This window comes from Pedobacter roseus (genome assembly GCF_014395225.1).
Taxonomy (GTDB): domain Bacteria; phylum Bacteroidota; class Bacteroidia; order Sphingobacteriales; family Sphingobacteriaceae; genus Pedobacter; species Pedobacter roseus.
The window spans coordinates 1,399,839-1,417,726 of sequence record NZ_CP060723.1 but is presented as its reverse complement, the minus strand read 5'-3'; the positions used below and the strand labels follow the sequence as shown (position 1 = coordinate 1,417,726).

13 protein-coding genes are annotated in these 17,888 nt (G+C 39.9%); 3 read left to right on the top strand and 10 right to left on the bottom strand.

Annotation, left to right across the window (positions count from 1 at the left end):
* The first annotated feature begins 23 nt into the window (after positions 1 to 23).
* Positions 24 to 1,457 (top strand): sensor histidine kinase, encoded by a 1,434-nt coding sequence (locus tag H9L23_RS06325; RefSeq protein WP_187594168.1) that lies wholly within the window; start codon positions 24 to 26, stop codon positions 1,455 to 1,457.
* A gap of 11 nt (positions 1,458 to 1,468) precedes the next feature.
* Positions 1,469 to 2,173 carry a response regulator transcription factor gene (locus H9L23_RS06320; protein WP_187594167.1) on the top strand — a complete coding sequence of 235 codons (705 nt, stop codon included), beginning with the start codon at positions 1,469 to 1,471 and terminating at the stop codon, positions 2,171 to 2,173.
* 28 nt (positions 2,174 to 2,201) lie between these two features.
* Here H9L23_RS06320 and H9L23_RS06315 read toward each other — a convergent pair whose 3' ends face one another.
* The 10 genes from H9L23_RS06315 to H9L23_RS06270 form a co-directional block, all read right to left on the bottom strand.
* A complete protein-coding gene (locus tag H9L23_RS06315) occupies positions 2,202 to 3,887 on the bottom strand; it encodes a trypsin-like peptidase domain-containing protein (RefSeq protein WP_187594166.1) in 1,686 nt (561 codons plus the stop codon).
* Between the two features lie 2 nt (positions 3,888 to 3,889).
* Positions 3,890 to 4,477, bottom strand: coding sequence for a TlpA family protein disulfide reductase (locus H9L23_RS06310; protein ID WP_187594165.1), 588 nt, complete (start codon positions 4,475 to 4,477; stop codon positions 3,890 to 3,892).
* Between the two features lie 66 nt (positions 4,478 to 4,543).
* A complete protein-coding gene (locus tag H9L23_RS06305; RefSeq protein ID WP_187594164.1) occupies positions 4,544 to 6,415 on the bottom strand; it encodes a protein-disulfide reductase DsbD domain-containing protein in 1,872 nt (623 codons plus the stop codon).
* Between the two features lie 21 nt (positions 6,416 to 6,436).
* Complete coding sequence (locus tag H9L23_RS06300) at positions 6,437 to 7,570, bottom strand: TlpA disulfide reductase family protein (protein WP_187594163.1); 1,134 nt, start codon at positions 7,568 to 7,570, stop codon at positions 6,437 to 6,439.
* A 67-nt stretch (positions 7,571 to 7,637) separates the two neighbouring features.
* On the bottom strand, positions 7,638 to 9,065 hold the full coding sequence (locus H9L23_RS06295) for a PKD-like family lipoprotein (RefSeq protein WP_187594162.1): 1,428 nt from the start codon (positions 9,063 to 9,065) through the stop codon (positions 7,638 to 7,640).
* A gap of 20 nt (positions 9,066 to 9,085) precedes the next feature.
* Positions 9,086 to 9,937, bottom strand: coding sequence for a DUF4843 domain-containing protein (locus tag H9L23_RS06290; RefSeq protein WP_187594161.1), 852 nt, complete (start codon positions 9,935 to 9,937; stop codon positions 9,086 to 9,088).
* A gap of 16 nt (positions 9,938 to 9,953) precedes the next feature.
* Positions 9,954 to 11,420, bottom strand: coding sequence for a RagB/SusD family nutrient uptake outer membrane protein (locus H9L23_RS06285; protein ID WP_187594160.1), 1,467 nt, complete (start codon positions 11,418 to 11,420; stop codon positions 9,954 to 9,956).
* A gap of 11 nt (positions 11,421 to 11,431) precedes the next feature.
* A complete protein-coding gene (locus H9L23_RS06280) occupies positions 11,432 to 14,791 on the bottom strand; it encodes a SusC/RagA family TonB-linked outer membrane protein (protein WP_246474865.1) in 3,360 nt (1,119 codons plus the stop codon).
* A 276-nt stretch (positions 14,792 to 15,067) separates the two neighbouring features.
* The gene (locus H9L23_RS06275) at positions 15,068 to 16,186 is read right to left on the bottom strand and encodes a FecR family protein (RefSeq protein ID WP_187594158.1); all 1,119 of its coding nucleotides are present in this window, start codon (positions 16,184 to 16,186) and stop codon (positions 15,068 to 15,070) included.
* A 146-nt stretch (positions 16,187 to 16,332) separates the two neighbouring features.
* On the bottom strand, positions 16,333 to 16,917 hold the full coding sequence (locus H9L23_RS06270) for an RNA polymerase sigma factor (protein WP_187594157.1): 585 nt from the start codon (positions 16,915 to 16,917) through the stop codon (positions 16,333 to 16,335).
* Between the two features lie 512 nt (positions 16,918 to 17,429).
* Between H9L23_RS06270 and H9L23_RS06265 the strand changes: the two genes are divergently transcribed.
* Complete coding sequence (locus H9L23_RS06265) at positions 17,430 to 17,759, top strand: hypothetical protein (RefSeq protein ID WP_187594156.1); 330 nt, start codon at positions 17,430 to 17,432, stop codon at positions 17,757 to 17,759.
* Positions 17,760 to 17,888: the final 129 nt, after the last annotated feature.

Genomic DNA, 17,888 nt, shown 5'->3' with positions numbered 1-17,888 from the left:
TACGTCTATTTTTAAGGGATAAAATGAAAGATCGTATCTATAAGTCCGTTGTGCTGGTCAGTTTTCTGATTTTACTCCTGGTACAACTCAGATTAACCTATAATTCTTATGTACTCAGAGACAGGGATTATAGTTTAAAGGAAAAAACGCTGATTAACGATGAATATGGACGTAGTATATCAGAAGATAAAGTGTACAGGGGCGGTGGAAAGATTATCGATTCGATCCTCTCCAGTAATATGCCAGCGCTTAAACAAGCTTACCTCAGCAACCGGAAAGAATTTGTGAAATTGTCGGAAAGGGTGAGCAACACCCTGTTAAAAGATCTCCAAAAGGAAAGTACCATGGACAGTGTTTTCCGGTCGATTGTAAAAAGGAATGGTTTGGATAGCAATTTGCAATACCTGCTCACCTTCCAGCAGATAGAAATCAACTTTGATACCAAAATCGGGAATATCACTATATTCGATAACCATAGTTATACCGGTTTTAAAGCAAACCAAATAACACCTTACGGGGTAATTATTGATGGTACCCTTGCCGATCCAAGCCTTCAAAATCGTGTAACCAATCTTTCGGTTAGTGGCAAACTGGTTTACGATTATAGAATTACCTTCAATCTTTTTGTCGATCCTCCCGGCCGTACCATGAAAGTGGCCTATCAAATGCTGCCAACATTTTCGCTGGTTGCGCTGTGCATCATTATTATCGTAGGCATTAATTATTATACCTATATCAGCTGGATGCGGCAGAAAAAGGAAACGGATGTTAAATCTGACTTCCTGAACAGCATCAAGCACGAATTCAATACGCCCATCACCACCATATTAGTAGCAAGCAAAAGCCTGCATGAAGAGGAGGTGCTCAATGACCGGATGCGTGTAAATGCACTCATCAACATTGTAGAAAGACAAGCCCGGAGACTTCACTCCCACATCAACCAGATGCTGGAGATTTCGGAAATCAACAACAATATCAACCTGGAAGAAACTGACCTTAACTATGCGGTGCTTACTCTGGTTAACGATTATAAAATAAAAGTACAGGCACCCGATAGCCTTACCTTTGACCCTCATGGTTCGGAAATATTGATCATGATGGATCCTTTTGTATTTACCACCATGTTGCAGAATATTCTGGATAACTCCTTTAAACATAACCATAGCGATGTAAAAATGACCGTGCTTTTTATTACGGCGCATAATGGCGGTTACATCCTCCACATTAAAGACAATGGAAAGGGCATTGAGGAGACTGTAAAGGAGAAAATATTCGATAAGTTCTTCCGCGCGGGCAAGGACAATACGGTTTCGGGGCTTGGGCTTGGGCTCTATTATGTTAAACAGTGCCTGGATATTCATGGCTGGGACATCAGCATAAGAACAGAACCGGAAAAAGGAACCGAATTTCTGGTGCACATCCCGGCCGGACAAACGATAGACATTACAAATCATTAACCGACAGCATTATGCTTTATGATATCGTAATTATTGAAGATGAAATAGACCTGGGCAACGTAATTTCAGAATACCTGAAATTGAGGGGCTTTAGCGTATTGTGGTTTAAAACGGCAACAGAGGCATTGGATTATTATGGCACAAACCAGCTCGATAATAAACTGGTGATTGTTGATGTACAGCTACCAGATAGGAATGGTTTCGAACTGGCTACAGAAATGGTAAAGATAAATGCGAACCAGCCTTTTTTCTTTCTTACCGCACACAATGAAAAACAGGACCGGCTTCGGGGCCTCAAGCTTGGTGCGATTGATTATATATCAAAGCCATTCGAAATCGAAGAACTGGTTTTACGGATCGGGAATATCATCAATAAGTTTTCCGGTAATCCGAAAGCGAAATCGCTTTCGAAACCAGACTATATTACTATTGGCGACATCAGGTACCAGAAAGATCAGTTATTAGTGCTCATGCCCGAGGGCAAAGAGATTTCGCTCACAGTACGGGAATCGGAAGTATTAGACCGTTTGGCCGCCAATATCAATCAGGTGGTTAAAAAGAAGGATATCCTTTTGGCGCTTTGGGGAAATGACGATTATTTTAACGGAAAAAGCCTTGAAGTTTTTATTTCAAGGCTTCGCAGGCTTTTTAAGGCCTCTGAGCAGGTAAGTATCGAAAACGTTTATGGCCTGGGTTATATTTTAAAGGTAAAATAAGTAGTTTCTATTAAACAGTTATTAATCTTTAATTCCCAGACTTTAGCCAATTTAAAACTGATGTAAGGAGAATATTTTTTGGAACGACCAAAGTGGTGGTCCGGCTGAACCTTGCAATGTTGATTCCATAAAAATTACCTCCCCAATCGAAAACAGGAGAACCACATGCACTGGCTTTAATGGCCACATCATGGGCAAAAACATGATCAAAACCGTCTCTCCTTTCTGATTTACCACCTTCAAATTTCTCTGCGGGGTGATTAAAGGCAGCTTGTATCCGTTCACCCAGTTTAATGCTTTTCCTTACCTTTACCGAGTCGCTCGTCCATTCAAAAACAAGTTCATCATCTGCCCAGTATTTTAACATTTCAGGAGCAAATTCGCTTGCCTTTGTTAGCGATTTTCCATTAATGCTAATGAGTTCATCACCGACCTTAATACCCGCTTTCTCTGCCGGACTCCCCGCTTTAATCAACGAAAACTGAACCGGACTTGAGTTATACACCACCATTGCACCGAGATAAGGCATATTATTGATTTTTGGCAAATTAAATATTGAACTGCTTAAAACACTGTGCACTATTTTACCATCGTGTTCAACAGTATATAAAAATCTTCCCGTTTCTATCTTACCAACATCACCGGAAGCCATATCTAAATCCACTCCGCCGGCAAGCTTTTCAGGAGTCTGGAGCAAAGCCAGATCATTTTCCTTATCCCTTTTCAAAACAACTAGCGGGAAAGCTAATCCATTATTGGTTAATTGCGCATTTTCTCCAACCATGGCATTTTTGCTCAACAGAAATTGTTTTTTATCTCCATTGGCCATTTTTACATTAAATAAAGTGGCCTCAATTTCCTGAATTTTACCTTTAACCGTACTTTTAATTAGCAAACAACTGTTTTTGAGTGACGGAGTTTCAAAAACTGGATGTAAAGCTTTTTTTTTATTTTCTTTTTCAATTACCGAACTTAAAGGATCTGTTTTAACACTGTCTGTCTTTTTTGGAAAAGCAGTATACAGTATTTCGCTGTTTAAAGCTGTCCAGTAACGGCGGTAAAGATCAACAGGTATTTCAAAATTCATTTCTTCGGAAACATCAATAGCACTGTGCAAACCGATAACCCGACCATGATAATCAAACAATGGCCCACCCGAATCGCCCGGTTCCATTTTGCAGGTAGAGCGGATAAAACCATATTCGTTTTTTACCTCAGCAACATTACCCAACCTCAAAGTTGGCCATGTTTGGTTTAAAGTTTCGGGATAGGAAATACTGATACAAGGTTCGTTTTTAACCAGACTTGCAGAATACCCCATCTCTGCATGCGGCCAGTCTCCTTTATCGGTAATTTTCATCATGCCTACATCCGGTATGCCAGGGGTATCTTTGTTTTCAATTTTACCTAGGGCAATTGCAATACATTCGCGTCCATCGGGAAAAAAGACTTTATAATTTTTACCAGGAATGATGGTATGGGCGGCTGTGAGGATGTAGCCATCTGCGCTTACCACTACCCCACTAAACTGGGCGCTGGTTCTTTGTTGCTGCTGCACATCAAAACCCCACATCCTTACACTGGCTGGATAAGCTTTTTTAACAGCCTCGTTAACAATTTGCTGAAATTTAGCCACTTGTTTTTTCTGGGCAGCGGCACTTAGGCCAATAAACACGGCTATGCTTAATGTTAATCCTTTAATATAATTGTACATCGTTATTTATGAGTTTTTGCCAGCGTAATCCGTTCAGAAATTTCTGCCAGTGCGGCGGCATTGGTTCCGGTAAAACCGGTGAGTTTAAACACAATATTACCGGCTTTATCGATAATAAATTTTGCAGGGATAGCATTTGCGCCATAGGCTTCAACCGCTGCATTGTGCCCTGATCCATCTTTCACATCCATCAGTACCTCAAATTTAAAACCAGATTGTGCCATGTATTTCTTCACATCTTCAACAGGTGTTTTGGAAGTTTCCCAGGTATGGATGAACAAAAATTTAACAGAAGGATCATTTTTATAGGCATTAACGGCAAGCTGCATAGCCGGAAAAGATTTTTTACAGGGTACGCACCAGGTCGACCAGAAATCGAGTACTATAATTTTCCTTTTTAAATCCTTTAGCGACACCACATTTCCATCCAGATCTTTCAGGCTAAAATTTGGGGCTGGCAATGAAACCATTTGGGCTAATAAACTATTGTGTAATGAGTCGGTTTTGCTTAACGGCGTTTGTGCCTTTAGCGAAAAGGATACAGATAGGCACATCAATGCCAAAAGGCAAAGCCTTAAAAATGATTTCATATTTTAATTTAAAGGATTAAAAAACGGCAGGGCCATTTCACCGGTCCTGCCGAGCGCATAAGTTACTTAAATGGGAATTTCCAGTATTTTCTCTTTTGGTGGATAACATTTGGTTTCATCGCAAACCTGGTAATACAGGCCGCATTTAATTTTTGATCCGGCTTTAGCCTGACTATAATCTACCAGCAACCTAAAGCTTGCCTTTCCTTCGAAAATAAACATCCCCTGGTTGCCAGGATATGGAATTGCCGCCGTAGTTTTCCAATCTTTATCAGCAGTAGCACCCTCGGGAAGTTCCAACCGGGTTTCGGTAACAACAAAGGGATTATCTTTGGATACATAGGCGTAAATATGCCACCCTTTTAAAATTTTGGCTTCAATCAGTAAACTGTCTTTTTTATTGTCATTGCCCGGAATAAATCTTGCAGAAACCGAAACCGGATCAGCTGTGGTAGGTTCTCCACCAGTAATTGCTTTTGTTAAATGATAACTTTGTTGTTCGCCAGAGGGAGCAGTTTTTCCATACGTATTAACCATAAATTTAAAGCCGCCCGATTCGGTATAAAATAAATTGTTGCGGTTTTGGTCAAGCCATTTTCTCCAATCTGTAGCCTTAGTAAAATTTTGTGTAGTATATCTTTCCAGCAGGCGTTGGGCCATTGCCACATCTTTGCCACTCTCTAATAAATCTATACATCTATCCAGAAGTGCTATTTTACGGTTAGAAATGCCTAATTTTTGCGCATCATGGTCCAATTGAAGTGTATACACGCCCGAAGGATAGAAATATTCATAATTTTGGCGGTAATATTTGTGGTAAAGGCTGATATTGGTGCCGTAAAGCCTGAACAAGCTATCGCCTGCAAAACCTTTTACATAATCTTCAAAAGATTGTGTATCATTGGTTACCGGCATTTTCAAAAACATTTCGTTGCCATGGCCAATATCTTCACCCTTTGCTTTTTTATCCTTTAATTCCTGTTGCATTTTCAGCATGCGCAGGTTGCCTTCGCGCCTTGACACAATGGCCTGGTTGTACAGGTCTTTGCTCAACCTGTAAATCAGTTCATCTATACCGCTACGGGTTTCGATCTGTACTTTTTTAACGATGGCTGGCTGGCGGTCAAACTTTTTAATATAACAGATGGTATTTACAAAAACATCTTTAGCTTCATCTGTCATGTAATCCGGAGACCCCGCAAAGCCCCACATAAAATAATTTCCCTGACGACCAAGGGCTACTGCTTCTGCATTTTTAATACAAACACCACCCGATATCGACTCCGCATCGGGCGAATCGTTAAATCCTTCGCCATGAGATACCATACCGATCAGGTAAGGTTCTTTTGAGGAGAAACCCTGTTTTACCACCTGCCACATCTCCATTTCTTTTGGCGTTTTTGCTCCCTGATGACCATTAAAAAAAGAACCTGGAGTTGCTTTCTTTACCATAGTCAGTTTTACGGCGTTTGGAGTATTAAATATGGGATGATCTGTTTTGATATTTAAAGCGTCGTTATCCAAACACTGGCAGTACCAATCGAATTTTAAACCCAAAGGCAAACCTACATTGGGGGCCATGGCATGCATAAGTACCATTGGACGGTTAAAATTTGCAGGAATATTCACCGGACCGGCATCCATAAGGGTTACATCAACCCTGTCAGACATTTCCGGTTTATAATCAGCCACATCTACAACCTTAACTTCGGTAAAACGTTGCTCCAGAAAGGCTTTAAAATCTGCCATCCTGATTTTGTATATTTTTTCTACCACAGCTGGCCTAGTTGAATAATAAACTACATTTTTGGGCATAGGCTTATCAGGATTATAGCCCACATACAATACTTTTAAGGCAATCTTATCCCGATATGTCGCTTTTCCGAAAACAATCAGCGAAACGAGCATCAGGCATGCCGTTAATATTCTTTTCATCATTTATTTTTTATCGATCAGTCATTAATTGAATATCTCAGCAAGTTTTTTATTCAAAGGTTCACCACGCAAGCCATTACCGATAATTTTACCCTGCGCATCTACTAAAAAACTGGCAGGCACTGCACGTACACCATATAAACGGCCCACCTCATTGTTCCACCCTTTCAGGTCAGAAACATGGATCCAGTCCAAACCATCTTTTTCAATAGCTTCTAACCAGCGTTCTTTAACATTATCCAGGGAAACGGATATAATTTCGAAACCTTTATCTTTATAGGTTTGGTATTGTTTTACCAGATTCGGGTTTTCTGCCCTGCATGGTCCGCACCAGCTTGCCCAAAACTCAACCAATACTACTTTTCCTTTCAAACTGGCCAGCGAAACGGGCTTGCCTACCACATTGTTCTGGGTAAAAAGAGGCGCTACGTTCCCAACAGCGGTAATACCACTTGCGGCAATACGCTGGGCCAGTTCTTTCCCCATGTCGGTTTCACGGAATTCTTTATTCAGGGCGTTAAAAATCGGCTGAACTTTGACTACGTCTACTTTGCTTCCTGCTGCTTCTGATAGTGCTACTAAAGCGAAGTATGATGTTGGGTGTTCTTTAGCAAACTGAAATTGTTTGTCTGTTCTGTTCTGGATGTTTTTGCGGTAACGCAGATCAACTGCTTTCATGTAAGCAGTATCTTTTTGCTGTTCGGGTGTACCACGGTTAAAATCGATATTTACGGCTTTGGTAAGATCCATAATGGAACCACCAATAGCTTTGTTATAGGCATCATATTCCTGGTAAACTTTAGAGCCGGCAAAAACAGCATTCTGTAAAGAGTCTTTTGAAGTAATGCTTACCTGTTCCTTACCGAAATAAAAGTAAATTACATCACCGGTATAAACGGCTTTACCTTTACCATCTCCTGTATGGTCAAGCGCCATACGGGCATAAGCATTACCGGAGATATGTCCGGTAAATTTGAAAGTTCCGTTAACAAGGACTACAGAATCTTCGTGACTTATGCCATTGTCCATATAATCGATATATGCTTTCGCCGGAGTACCCAGCTCACCTATTTTACCTGCCAAGCTAAAATTTGGGGTTTGTGCCCAGGTTAAAACGGGGAACAAAAAGGCCAATACAGCTAATTTTATGATTTTCATTTTTATGTTTTTTTAAGGATTATTAATTTCCATGATCAGGATTTTTAAGCCTGAGCATGGAAAAGGATTATTTTCTGATTACAATATCAACCGGAGCCCCCGGGATTCCGGTAATGGTTTGGGTGATGACCCCATTTTTGCCTACGCTTACATCAAGGGTATAAACGGCGCCTTCGGTACCGACCGTTAAGGTATTATCATCGGCACTGATTTTCAACATCGATACTTTTTTTCCACCGAAACCGGCATCAAGCGCACGTAAATCTTCGTTTAAAGGATTGTAACGGTAAATTTTATCATTGGCCGTAAAATAAAACACATTTAAACTGTTGCGTTGCCATTTGGTATCGGATGTGATAAGCGATGCACCTTTGAAAACACGTTTATACTCTGCTTTGATCTTTCTGTTTACTGAATCGAACTGGTAGGTAAAACCCAGCTCGTAAATGGTACCATCGGCAGCTTTAAAAAATGCATAATAAGTACCCGCAGGGCCCGTTTGCATGTAAAGCAGGTCCATACCGATGTTCTTAGGATCGAAACTTGTTCCTGCAGGATCGACTACATAATCTTTACCCAGATAACTTCCATCCCCGGCAAAAGTTACAAAGCCTTTGGTTTTGGTATCGAAAGCAAAGTAAAATGACCCAACGAATGAAAAATACTTCGACAGGCTGTAATCGCCACCAATTTCATTGGCAAATTTTCCATAATCAGGTGCAAAAGGTGCTGTTGAAGTTACCCCAACATACATTTTACCGTTTATCACACCTGTTGGCACAGTTCCCTGGTAAGCTTCAATATGACCAGGTACAATAGCGCCCGGAGGGGTAAAAAACTGATCGTTAAAATAGCTTTTCCGCAGTAGTGTACTGGCATCTAATAAGGGGCTTTTTTTAGTCTGATCGTTACACAATACCCAAAACTGCTGCTGGGTAATAGGTTGGTATGGAAGTGGATCTGCAAAATACAATTCAACTGGATGATCAGGCAAAGTTTCCTTATGGAAAGCATTGTAAATATCGGCAATAACCGTTTTATTATCAGGTTTTACAAACGATAGTTTGGTGGTACCATTATCATCGCTTAGCACAATTTTCCCTTTGGTAAATTCTGTACTACCCATAATATTAAATGGAATAGTATATTTTAATCCATTGCGTTTATCGGTAATAATCAATTTTGCGGTACGTAAACCCGGACCAAGATTATAAACAATCCGTAAGGGAAATCCCTGGTATACTGCTGCCCTTAACTCTTCCTGAACGGTAATTTGCCATTCATAAGCTAAATCGGTTGATGGATTGGCATCCGCGATTGAAATTTTCGGATTCAGGATTAGTGAATCGCCTAAAAGGGCAGCAAAAGTAGAGTCTTTAAATGCACTAAGTGTAGGTTCTGAAGGCGGGTGATAATCATAATTACCCAGATCCTTTTTACAGGCCGTATATAAACCGGCCATGATGGCCAGTATTAAAATCATTTTGAATTTCATCTTCATTTTTTTATCAACGGTTAGATAATAATCTGTTTGCCGTTCTCATCAACAAAAAAGTAACCGTTTACCAATGAAAAATATTTCAGGGTATAACGCTTGGCTGGTGAGGCCGTATTGTAGAAATCGAAGTCTTTGCTGCCATCAGTTTTCGGTGTTAACACAAAGTCTTTGCTGGGATTTTTGGTAATCCATGCAGCCGGGTCTTTTAAGAAAACACGGAAGTTTTCGATATAGTAAAGTGAACGTGGAATTTCCAAATAAGCATTGGGTTTAGACTGATCAACCAAATCTACAGTACCGGATGAGATTAAGAACAACTGGTGTTTAATACGTCCATACTCACCTAAGCTTGACTCCCAATATATCCACCAGCCCGGTTTTTCTAAACGGCTGGAGAATACCACTTTTTTACTGCGCAGCGCAAGCGGAAGGTTTGCCTGAAAATCGCCTCCACTTACTGTACTAATACCTAACCTCACCGATTTTATAGCCAGGGCTTCGTCGGTATTTTTAATGATTAATGGAATTTTAACCGTTCCTGAATCTGCTGGCAGGGTATAAAATGGCTTTAATGCTTCGTAATGCGTCCCCTTTACCGCTGTAGTAACCGAATCGACAACGGTTAAGGCAAACTGCCTGCTGTGCGATACCCTTGGTCCGGTAACCACAATAGGCACCCATAAGGTATCCTGGGCTAAACCGGGATTATACGCAAATGAATAGCTGAGCGTGGTGGTATCCTGATTACCATCTTTATCCAGATATCGCAGATAAACGTTATCATTAGCGATATACGGTAACATTTCGTTCTTTTTGCAGGCAAAGAAAGTGATGCTCAAAAGCAAAACATAAACTACATTTTTTTTCATCTTTTGTCTGTTAAGGTTAGTTTCTATAAGCTTGTTCATCTACCGGAAGCGGGAATACAAAAAGTTTATCCGATGGGGCATAAATAAAGCCTGAAGTGGTTATTACATTCAGGTTTAGCCTTTTGTGCATGTAAAAATTCTGACTTTCGCCATAAAATTCTTTACGGTATTCTCCCTCTAATGCGTTTATAAAATCAGTTTTGGAGATGCCAGCCGATAAAGCAGTACCTATGCCGCGGTGGATCCTGAGGATATTGAAATAATCCAGCGCCTTTGTTGCGTCTGTATCAAAACTGGCTTCGGCTGCAATCAGATACATTTCGCTTAAACGTAGCGCGGGCATTACCATTGGATGGAGGTTCTCAATCGGGCTTGAATTTACCACGTATTTTTGCAGGTAAAAACGGTCGGCAACATTCGCAGCCTTTACCAGCCTGAACCATTGTTTATAACGCCAGTCATCGGCCCCAACCGTTCCTAAATTATATGTGGCATTAATTTGGTCGGTAGTTGCAGAATAATCAGGATTGTCTTTTGCAAAAAGTCCGTTGGCCTGATCTATTGCTGCTTTAGATGCAAACCAGCCAAACAAAATTTCATTGTAAAAAATCCTGTCGCGCCTGGCTACATCGGCAGCAAAGAAATCTTCTTTAACTGTCCATGGGAATTTTAACGATTCAATTACTTCTTTGGCATTGCTTAAGCTATTGGTATTGTCTCCTTTATAGAGGTAAACCCTGGCCAGCTCTCCTGCAACAGCATAATAATTAATACGGTGTCTTCTATTCTGTAAAAACAATGAAGCATTTTTAAGTTCGGTTGTTTTTGTTCCGTTTGGATAACCCACCACATAAGAAGCCTGAATAATCGGATCGGTAGTTTTAAGCAGTGCCTTTGCCTGTTGCAGATCAGAAATAACCTGATCGACTACTTCACTCACCGTAGAATATGGTGTACTTTTAGTCGAAACCGTAGTTACATAAGGCATGGCCTTAAACGTAGGGTTGTTTTTGTAAGATGGCCCGAACATGCGCAGCAGATCGAAATGCATATACGCCCTTAAAGCAAGTGCTTCGCCTTTAATAATGTTATAATTACCATCTTTAAAAAGGTTTTTACGATCGTCGATTACCTCTAAAATCTGGTTTACGTTACCAATGCCTTTATATGCCCCAGTCCAGATGGTGCTGATCTTGCTCACCCAGGCCGGAACAGTGTAATCGAAAGCAGCGATTTTTTGTAAGGTAGCATCATTAAACTGGTAGTTCTGTGCAATTATATCAAGATTGCTCACCGTTAAATTGCCCCCATACAGATTGGTACCGGCAAAGCCTACATAAGCACCGTTTAATGCTTCTTTAAAACCTTCTTCAGTTGTAAAAAGCTCTTCCTTAGAAACGTCGGATTCTGGCTGGATATCCAAAAACTTTTTACAGGATGTAAAGGCAATGAGTGTGAGGATGATAAATAAGTATTTTTTCATTTTCTTAATGTTTAGAATGAGGCCAGCAATGAAACAGTTAAACTTCTGGCAAACGGATAGCTTGTACCCCTTTCCATTTCAATGCTCGAAGTCCTGAAAATATCGTTCAACGTTAAGGATGTACGCAGGTTCTGGAAGCCAAGCTTTTTGATCAGTTCCCTTTTAAAATCGTAAGAGAGATAAACAGACCTTAATTCCATCAGGTTATCTTTCTGTACAAACCTTGATGATACATTGGTAATCGATAAATCGGCAATGTTTTTAAAAAATGTCTGGTCGCCGGGTTTAATCCAGCGCTCATTTAACACCCTGCTATCCACATTAAAACGTGGATCGGCATTTTCGACCCGGTCAACCAGGGTTTGATTGTAGGTATAACCGCCAAACCGATAGTAGAAACTTAAACTCAGCATGAAATTGCGGTAGCCAATATTGGCCGATACATTACCTTCTGCTTTTGGTGCACCATCTGCCACCGGCATAATGTTTTTTACATCCCAATCGTAGGTAATTGATCCATCTTTTTTCACAAAAATCTCTTTACCGGTTTGTGGATCGATGCCCAACGACCTTACCGCATAAATAGAAGAAAGTGACTGTCCCTCATTATAGCGCAACAGTGGTGTAGACTGTGCTTTTTTATCGGGATTGGTTTGGTATTGATCGATTTTATCGTTTAAGGTTTTTAACGAGTTGGAAAGTTTCACCAAAGTGTTAACGTTGTGTGCCAGGTTTCCGGTAATGTTGATATTAAAATCTTTATTCCGGTAGGCATTTGCTGTTAAATAAAGCTCATAACCTTCGTTGGCCATATCGCCCAGGTTTTCTTTATAAGTGGTAAACCCTGTAGATGGCGAAAGATCGATATCAGTGATTAAACCTTTGGTTAATTTATAATAATATCGTGGCGAAAGCACAATGCGATCCTGAAACAATCCCAGATCGATACCTACATCATAAGTTTCGGTTTTCTGCCATTGCAAATTGCTGTTACCATAACCCAAAACCTGCGCACCTAAACCGGTAGAATACCAGTTGGAAGGATCGTACTGATAAATAGACTTTGATAAATAAGCCGGAAAAGAAACAGAACCTACAATACCCGTACTTGCTTTTATCCTTAACTGACTGATTACTTTAGAATCAGCAAGGAAAGCTTCGCGGTGCATATTCCATCCAATACCTGTTGACCAGAATGGGGCAAATCGTTTATTAGAGCCAAAGGCAGATGAACCTTCATAACGGAAAGAGGCATCCAACAGGTACTTATTTTTAAAAGAGTAGTTTCCGGAGAAAAATGCGCCTGCCAGCCTGTTTTCTGATACATTACCACCTGGAGCAGAATTTTCTTTGTAGATACGTGCAAAACCGATATTGGTAAAACGATCGTTAGAAAAGCCCTGCGCTTCAATCAGTTTATCGTCGGTACGGGCAGTTACCACATTTGTACCCAACACAAGGTTAAAATATTGATCTCCAATCTGCTTGTTATAACCTAAGGTTGCCTTTCCATCAATTGCCAGGCGGTCGCTTTCTACTAAAGTATAAGAGCCCTTGTTGTTTAACTTATCAGAAGCATAACTGTAAAATTGATTACTTAAAGGCGAAACAAACTTGTCACCCGAGGTTTTACTTTTGTTTAAACTGATCTGACTTTTAAAGGTTAAACTCGGGCTTAATTTCCAGTCGACAGAAAAAGCATCGATTAACTCCAGGTTTGAAGATTTATCAAAACTGGCCAGATTGCCTTCATAGAGTGGATTAAAAACATAAGTAGTTTTAATCTGATCATTTCCCAATCCATGTGTATCTACCTTCCAGTTGGCTATCTCCTGGATAAGCTCTCCATTTGCATTGGTTTTAGGGTAATACGGATTCATGCGTACATAAGTAGAAAAATCGCCATAAGGAGAATTATTACCATCTACCTGCGTAATGGTGATCTCGTTGCGGAACAACAATTTCGAGGTTGGATTATAGGTAAAATTCATGCCTCCACTGTAACGGTTACGGTCTGATTTGAGCATCACACCGGGTGTGGTTTCGTAGCGAAGGTCGACCCCATACCTGAATTTCTGATCGCCACCCTGCACATAAAGCGAGTGTTTTTGACGGTAAGCATTTCGTAATGCCTGCGATAACCAATAGGTATCTACCCCACTGGCCACATTTTTTAACCTTGCAAAATATTCGGCATCCAGCTGATCCTGATTATAAGCCGTGGTTAAACCGCCATCATACAAACCGGCCAATTTCTCATAAGCCAGTTTATCACTTGCATTTAAAACATGGTAATCGGTTAAATCAGGTGCATTTACACTCAGTTCGTAATTATAAGAGAGTTGTAATTTACCCGCAACCGGCGCTTTAGTGGTAATTACAATTACCCCATTCGCCGCTCTAGAACCATAAACAGCAGTTGCAGCAGCATCTTTTAGCAAGGTTACCGATTCGATCCTGTTGATGTCTAAGTCGGTTACCTTCTGCAGGGTAACTTCGAAACCATCAAGCATAAAAGCAGGCAGGTTATAATTGCTAGACAGGTTATTGCGGTCAAGTATATTTTCGGTATCCTCTATAGAAGGTAATGCTGTGGCACCCCTTACATTAATTTTGGGCAGCGCATTGGGATCAGAACCAAACAGGTTATTATCCAGCACTTTAAAAGATGGATCGAAACTCTGGATACTTTTTAACAAGCTCTGCGGATTGTTTTTCTTTAAATCTTCTCCTTTAATGGTGATGGCGTTACCGGTGTAGGTATCTTTTTTGATGGTTTGATAACCTGTTACCACCACATCGTTCATTTGGGTTAATTTGGCACTAAGCTTAATGTTCAATGCTTTTCCACCCGTGGCTTTTGCCTCAGATAAATCGTAGCCCACATAACTGAAAACCAGAATACTGCCTTCATCAACGCTCACTTTAAATTCGCCCTTATCGTTGGTTATACCCAGGCTATTTCCATTTTTAATAGAAATGTTAACGCCAGGAATGGTTTCGCCTGTAGTTTTATCAACCACAATTCCTTTTACTTCAACTTTTACAGCTGAACCTTCTTTAATAACAGGCAAATTCTCTTTATTGCTGATTACAATGGTTTTGTTAACGATATTATAGCTCAGGTTCTGATCTTTTAAAGCCGCATTCAATGCATCTGTCAGCGGTGCCTTAACTAACTCCACCGTTACATCAGGTTTATCCTGCAGCAATTGACCTTTGTAAAAGAAAAAATAGCCTGTTTGCTTTTTTATCTCTTTAAACACTTGTTTAAGCGAGGTTTTTCTTCGAGAGAGCGTTACTGTTTGAGAGAAGGTGGCTGCCGACAAATGTAGGGCGCCAACCAGCAGTAAAGTTGTAGTCAATTTCATGACCAATAAAAATTTAAGCTTTACCCTCCGCATGTCGCACACGGGGTTGTAAAGGGTAGTTAATTTCATACCTTTGTAATGAATGCGGTTAAAAAATAGCAGCTGGGTTTCGAAGCAAGCTGCTTGTCCAAATTTCTACCGGAAGCGTTGTCGCGCTTTCGGTTTTTTTTAAAGGCAGGATGTTAAATTTCTGGTAATTTTTTCATCATAAAGTTTAGTTTGTTTGTAATTGGTTGGTTGATTTTTTTCGGCTGTTTATAGAATAGCCATTCTTGTTTAATTTCCTGATACGGTAAGTACCTTTCCCCTTGCATCAATATGAACGTGGTTAAGTTCTAATATTTTAAATACCTCAGCCAGGTTACTGTTCTTTGGTATTTCGCCCACATATTTTTCTGATGTAATTTTGCCCTCATAAACTACATCCACATCATACCATCTCGAAATCTGCCGCATAATGGTCTGCAGATCATCATTATCAAATGAAAATATATTATTCCTCCAGGCCATTTCTTTGTCAATATCAACCTGTTGGTCGACAATTAATTTAGCTGTGCCGTTATTTAGTCTTGATTGCTCACCAGGATGCAGGTTAACACTGCCCGAAGCGTTGCTTACTTTTACCGCACCTTCCAATAAAGTGGTTTTCACAGCGGCTTCATCAGCGTAAGCATTGATATTAAAATGCGTACCCAGTACTTCAACTGTTTGCGCATCTGTTTTTACCCTGAACGGACGGGTATGATCTTTGGCCACTTCAAAATAGGCTTCTCCATTGAGTTCCACTACCCTTTCATTTTTAGCAAACGCATAGGGATATTTCAACGTAGTAGCTGCATTTAACCAAACCCTGGTACCATCGGGTAAACTTACCTGGTATTGTCCGCCCCGTGGTGTGGCAATACTATTCGAACCTGTAAGTGGTGCATTCGGGATTTCTTTCACCACATATTCAAGCTGACCGTTCTTTGCCTTACGGATCACAATACCATTCTGGCTGGCCACTTCACCATTTTTAGCGTCGTCTAAATTAACTATCGTTCCATCTGCCAAGGTTAATATTGCCTTATGCCCCCCCGGAAGAATATCTTTTAATTCTGTTTTGGCCGTTAATGGTACACTGTTGCGCCCAACCATAAAATAAAGTCCCATGCCAAGGCACAAAATAATACTGGCTGCAATGGCAACACGCTTCAAGATGATCATTCGGGAAGATTTAACACGTGGGCCTAACCTCTGCCAAACTTCCTCTTTACTATTTTCGATCGCGTGATGGTCTGGCGAGCCATTTTCAAAAGGCAATTGATGGTACCAATCTTCAATAACGGCATTTTCTTCAGGCGTACCAATGCCTGCCAGGTATTTATCTAAAAGATTTTTTGCATTTTTCTCCATTAAAAAAGAAACTTTGTTTGGATGATTACTATATATACGGCAAAGGGTATGCCTTGGGGGTATCGAAAAATTTATTTTTTTTTAAAAATAATTAAACCTGCAATTAAATCCGGGAAAAACAGATGCAAATATCGCCCTGCAGTAGATTATCGGTACGTTTTAAACAATAAAGTAACGTAAATAACGAGACCCAACCTTGATTTAAGAATTTTAAGCGCTTTTTTAACCTGTGTTTTAACAGTAAGTTCTGAAAGGCCGAGTTGGATGGCAATTTCTTTATGAGATTTATTTTCTTTTCGGCTTAAGATAAAAATTTCACGCATTTTGGGTGGCAATGCATTTATTTCCTGTTCAATAAGCATACTCATCTGCTTCTCGCGCACTAAATGATCAGTTTGCACATGATCCTGATCGATATAATCCTGTAAAGAGGCTACGTATTTGTTTTCAACCTTGCTGTGGGCAAACACATCCAGGATCCTGTTGCGTACAGCAGCATATAAATAACCTGATAAATTACCATCAGGTGCCACTTGCATGCGTTTAACCCAAAGCGACTCGAATAATTGATGAAGCAGATCTTTAGCTTCCTCTTCATCGTTTAAGCGTTTGCTGGCGTGGATAAAAAGTAAGGCATAAAAACGATTGTAAATTTCTGTAAAGGCCAGTTCATCACCTTTAGTTAACAAAAATGCCAATTCGCTATCAGAATATGAACCGTAAATACGCATAGAGATAACACAAAGATAATATAAATACAATCGGTTTCATTGCCATAATTGGCTATACGTAAATACGCTAAAAAAAATACAATTAAAGCCCTGTTTTTTGCGGGGCAGAATAACCTTAACTCTTTTGATGAGCTATATTTAATACTGATTCCAGCTGCTCATGAGCAACCTTAAATCGCAATCATTTCCCGAATCACCCTAAGCAGCAGCTTACCACGCCAATTGTAATAGAATAACGAGGGTTGATGATGATATAAAGCGCGGAGCGCCCCGGAACTTTTGATGAATTGGCATAAAAGCCACTTTATCAATGCAGGTTGGTGATAAAGAACCGAGATATTTTTTCCATATCCTGTTGGGCCTCATCAATATGTGCGTGTTCGGTTTTTACCTATATACAGACAATAAAGAATATTTCTTCTTTTTTATGGGGTATTAATTTTTATAGTGGTTTAAAAGCTGGCTGTGTTGAATATGCTTTACCATATAACTGGTCGGGAAAGATCGCTATCTTGGAATCAAAGCTGGCATCAACATATCTACCTGAAAAACAAAAAATTAGGAGCAAAAAAAATGGGGCAAAAATCTTCGAAAAAATCTTTGCCCCACTGGGGTCGACAAAGGTTCGGATAAGCAATAAATTTATTGATGATTTGAAGAGAATCGCAGAACTAGACACTAAGATGACAGAGTATGATGAGCTTGGAAGGTTGATGAAATTAAGAAAAGAAAGAGAAAAATTAATTCCAAAAGTTATAGACAAAAAGAAAAAAATCAGAGCTAAACGAAAATCGAGGCAATTGGCACTTAAGAAATGGATAATAAATATTTCTGATGATTAAATATCAGATGGATAAACCATATGCATATTTCAAGTTATTGATGGAGAAAAGCACTAACTGAAATCATTAATTTTATTATGGATGGACTTAAAGATATAATTTTAAAAACTGATTTATAAATTGCAACGA

Excerpts from the sequence above, each read along its gene's own strand:
- H9L23_RS06310 (WP_187594165.1), bottom strand. The coding sequence starts at position 4,477 with ATGAAATCATTTTTAAGGCTTTGCCTTTTGGCATTGATGTGCCTATCT.
- H9L23_RS06305 (WP_187594164.1), bottom strand. The coding sequence starts at position 6,415 with ATGATGAAAAGAATATTAACGGCATGCCTGATGCTCGTTTCGCTGATT.
- H9L23_RS06325 (WP_187594168.1), top strand. The coding sequence starts at position 24 with ATGAAAGATCGTATCTATAAGTCCGTTGTGCTGGTCAGTTTTCTGATT.
- H9L23_RS06270 (WP_187594157.1), bottom strand. The coding sequence starts at position 16,917 with ATGCGTATTTACGGTTCATATTCTGATAGCGAATTGGCATTTTTGTTA.
- H9L23_RS06295 (WP_187594162.1), bottom strand. The coding sequence starts at position 9,065 with ATGAAATTCAAAATGATTTTAATACTGGCCATCATGGCCGGTTTATAT.
- H9L23_RS06315 (WP_187594166.1), bottom strand. The coding sequence starts at position 3,887 with ATGTACAATTATATTAAAGGATTAACATTAAGCATAGCCGTGTTTATT.
- H9L23_RS06280 (WP_246474865.1), bottom strand. The coding sequence starts at position 14,791 with ATGAAATTGACTACAACTTTACTGCTGGTTGGCGCCCTACATTTGTCG.
- H9L23_RS06275 (WP_187594158.1), bottom strand. The coding sequence starts at position 16,186 with ATGGAGAAAAATGCAAAAAATCTTTTAGATAAATACCTGGCAGGCATT.
- H9L23_RS06285 (WP_187594160.1), bottom strand. The coding sequence starts at position 11,420 with ATGAAAAAATACTTATTTATCATCCTCACACTCATTGCCTTTACATCC.
- H9L23_RS06320 (WP_187594167.1), top strand. The coding sequence starts at position 1,469 with ATGCTTTATGATATCGTAATTATTGAAGATGAAATAGACCTGGGCAAC.
- H9L23_RS06290 (WP_187594161.1), bottom strand. The coding sequence starts at position 9,937 with ATGAAAAAAAATGTAGTTTATGTTTTGCTTTTGAGCATCACTTTCTTT.
- H9L23_RS06300 (WP_187594163.1), bottom strand. The coding sequence starts at position 7,570 with ATGAAAATCATAAAATTAGCTGTATTGGCCTTTTTGTTCCCCGTTTTA.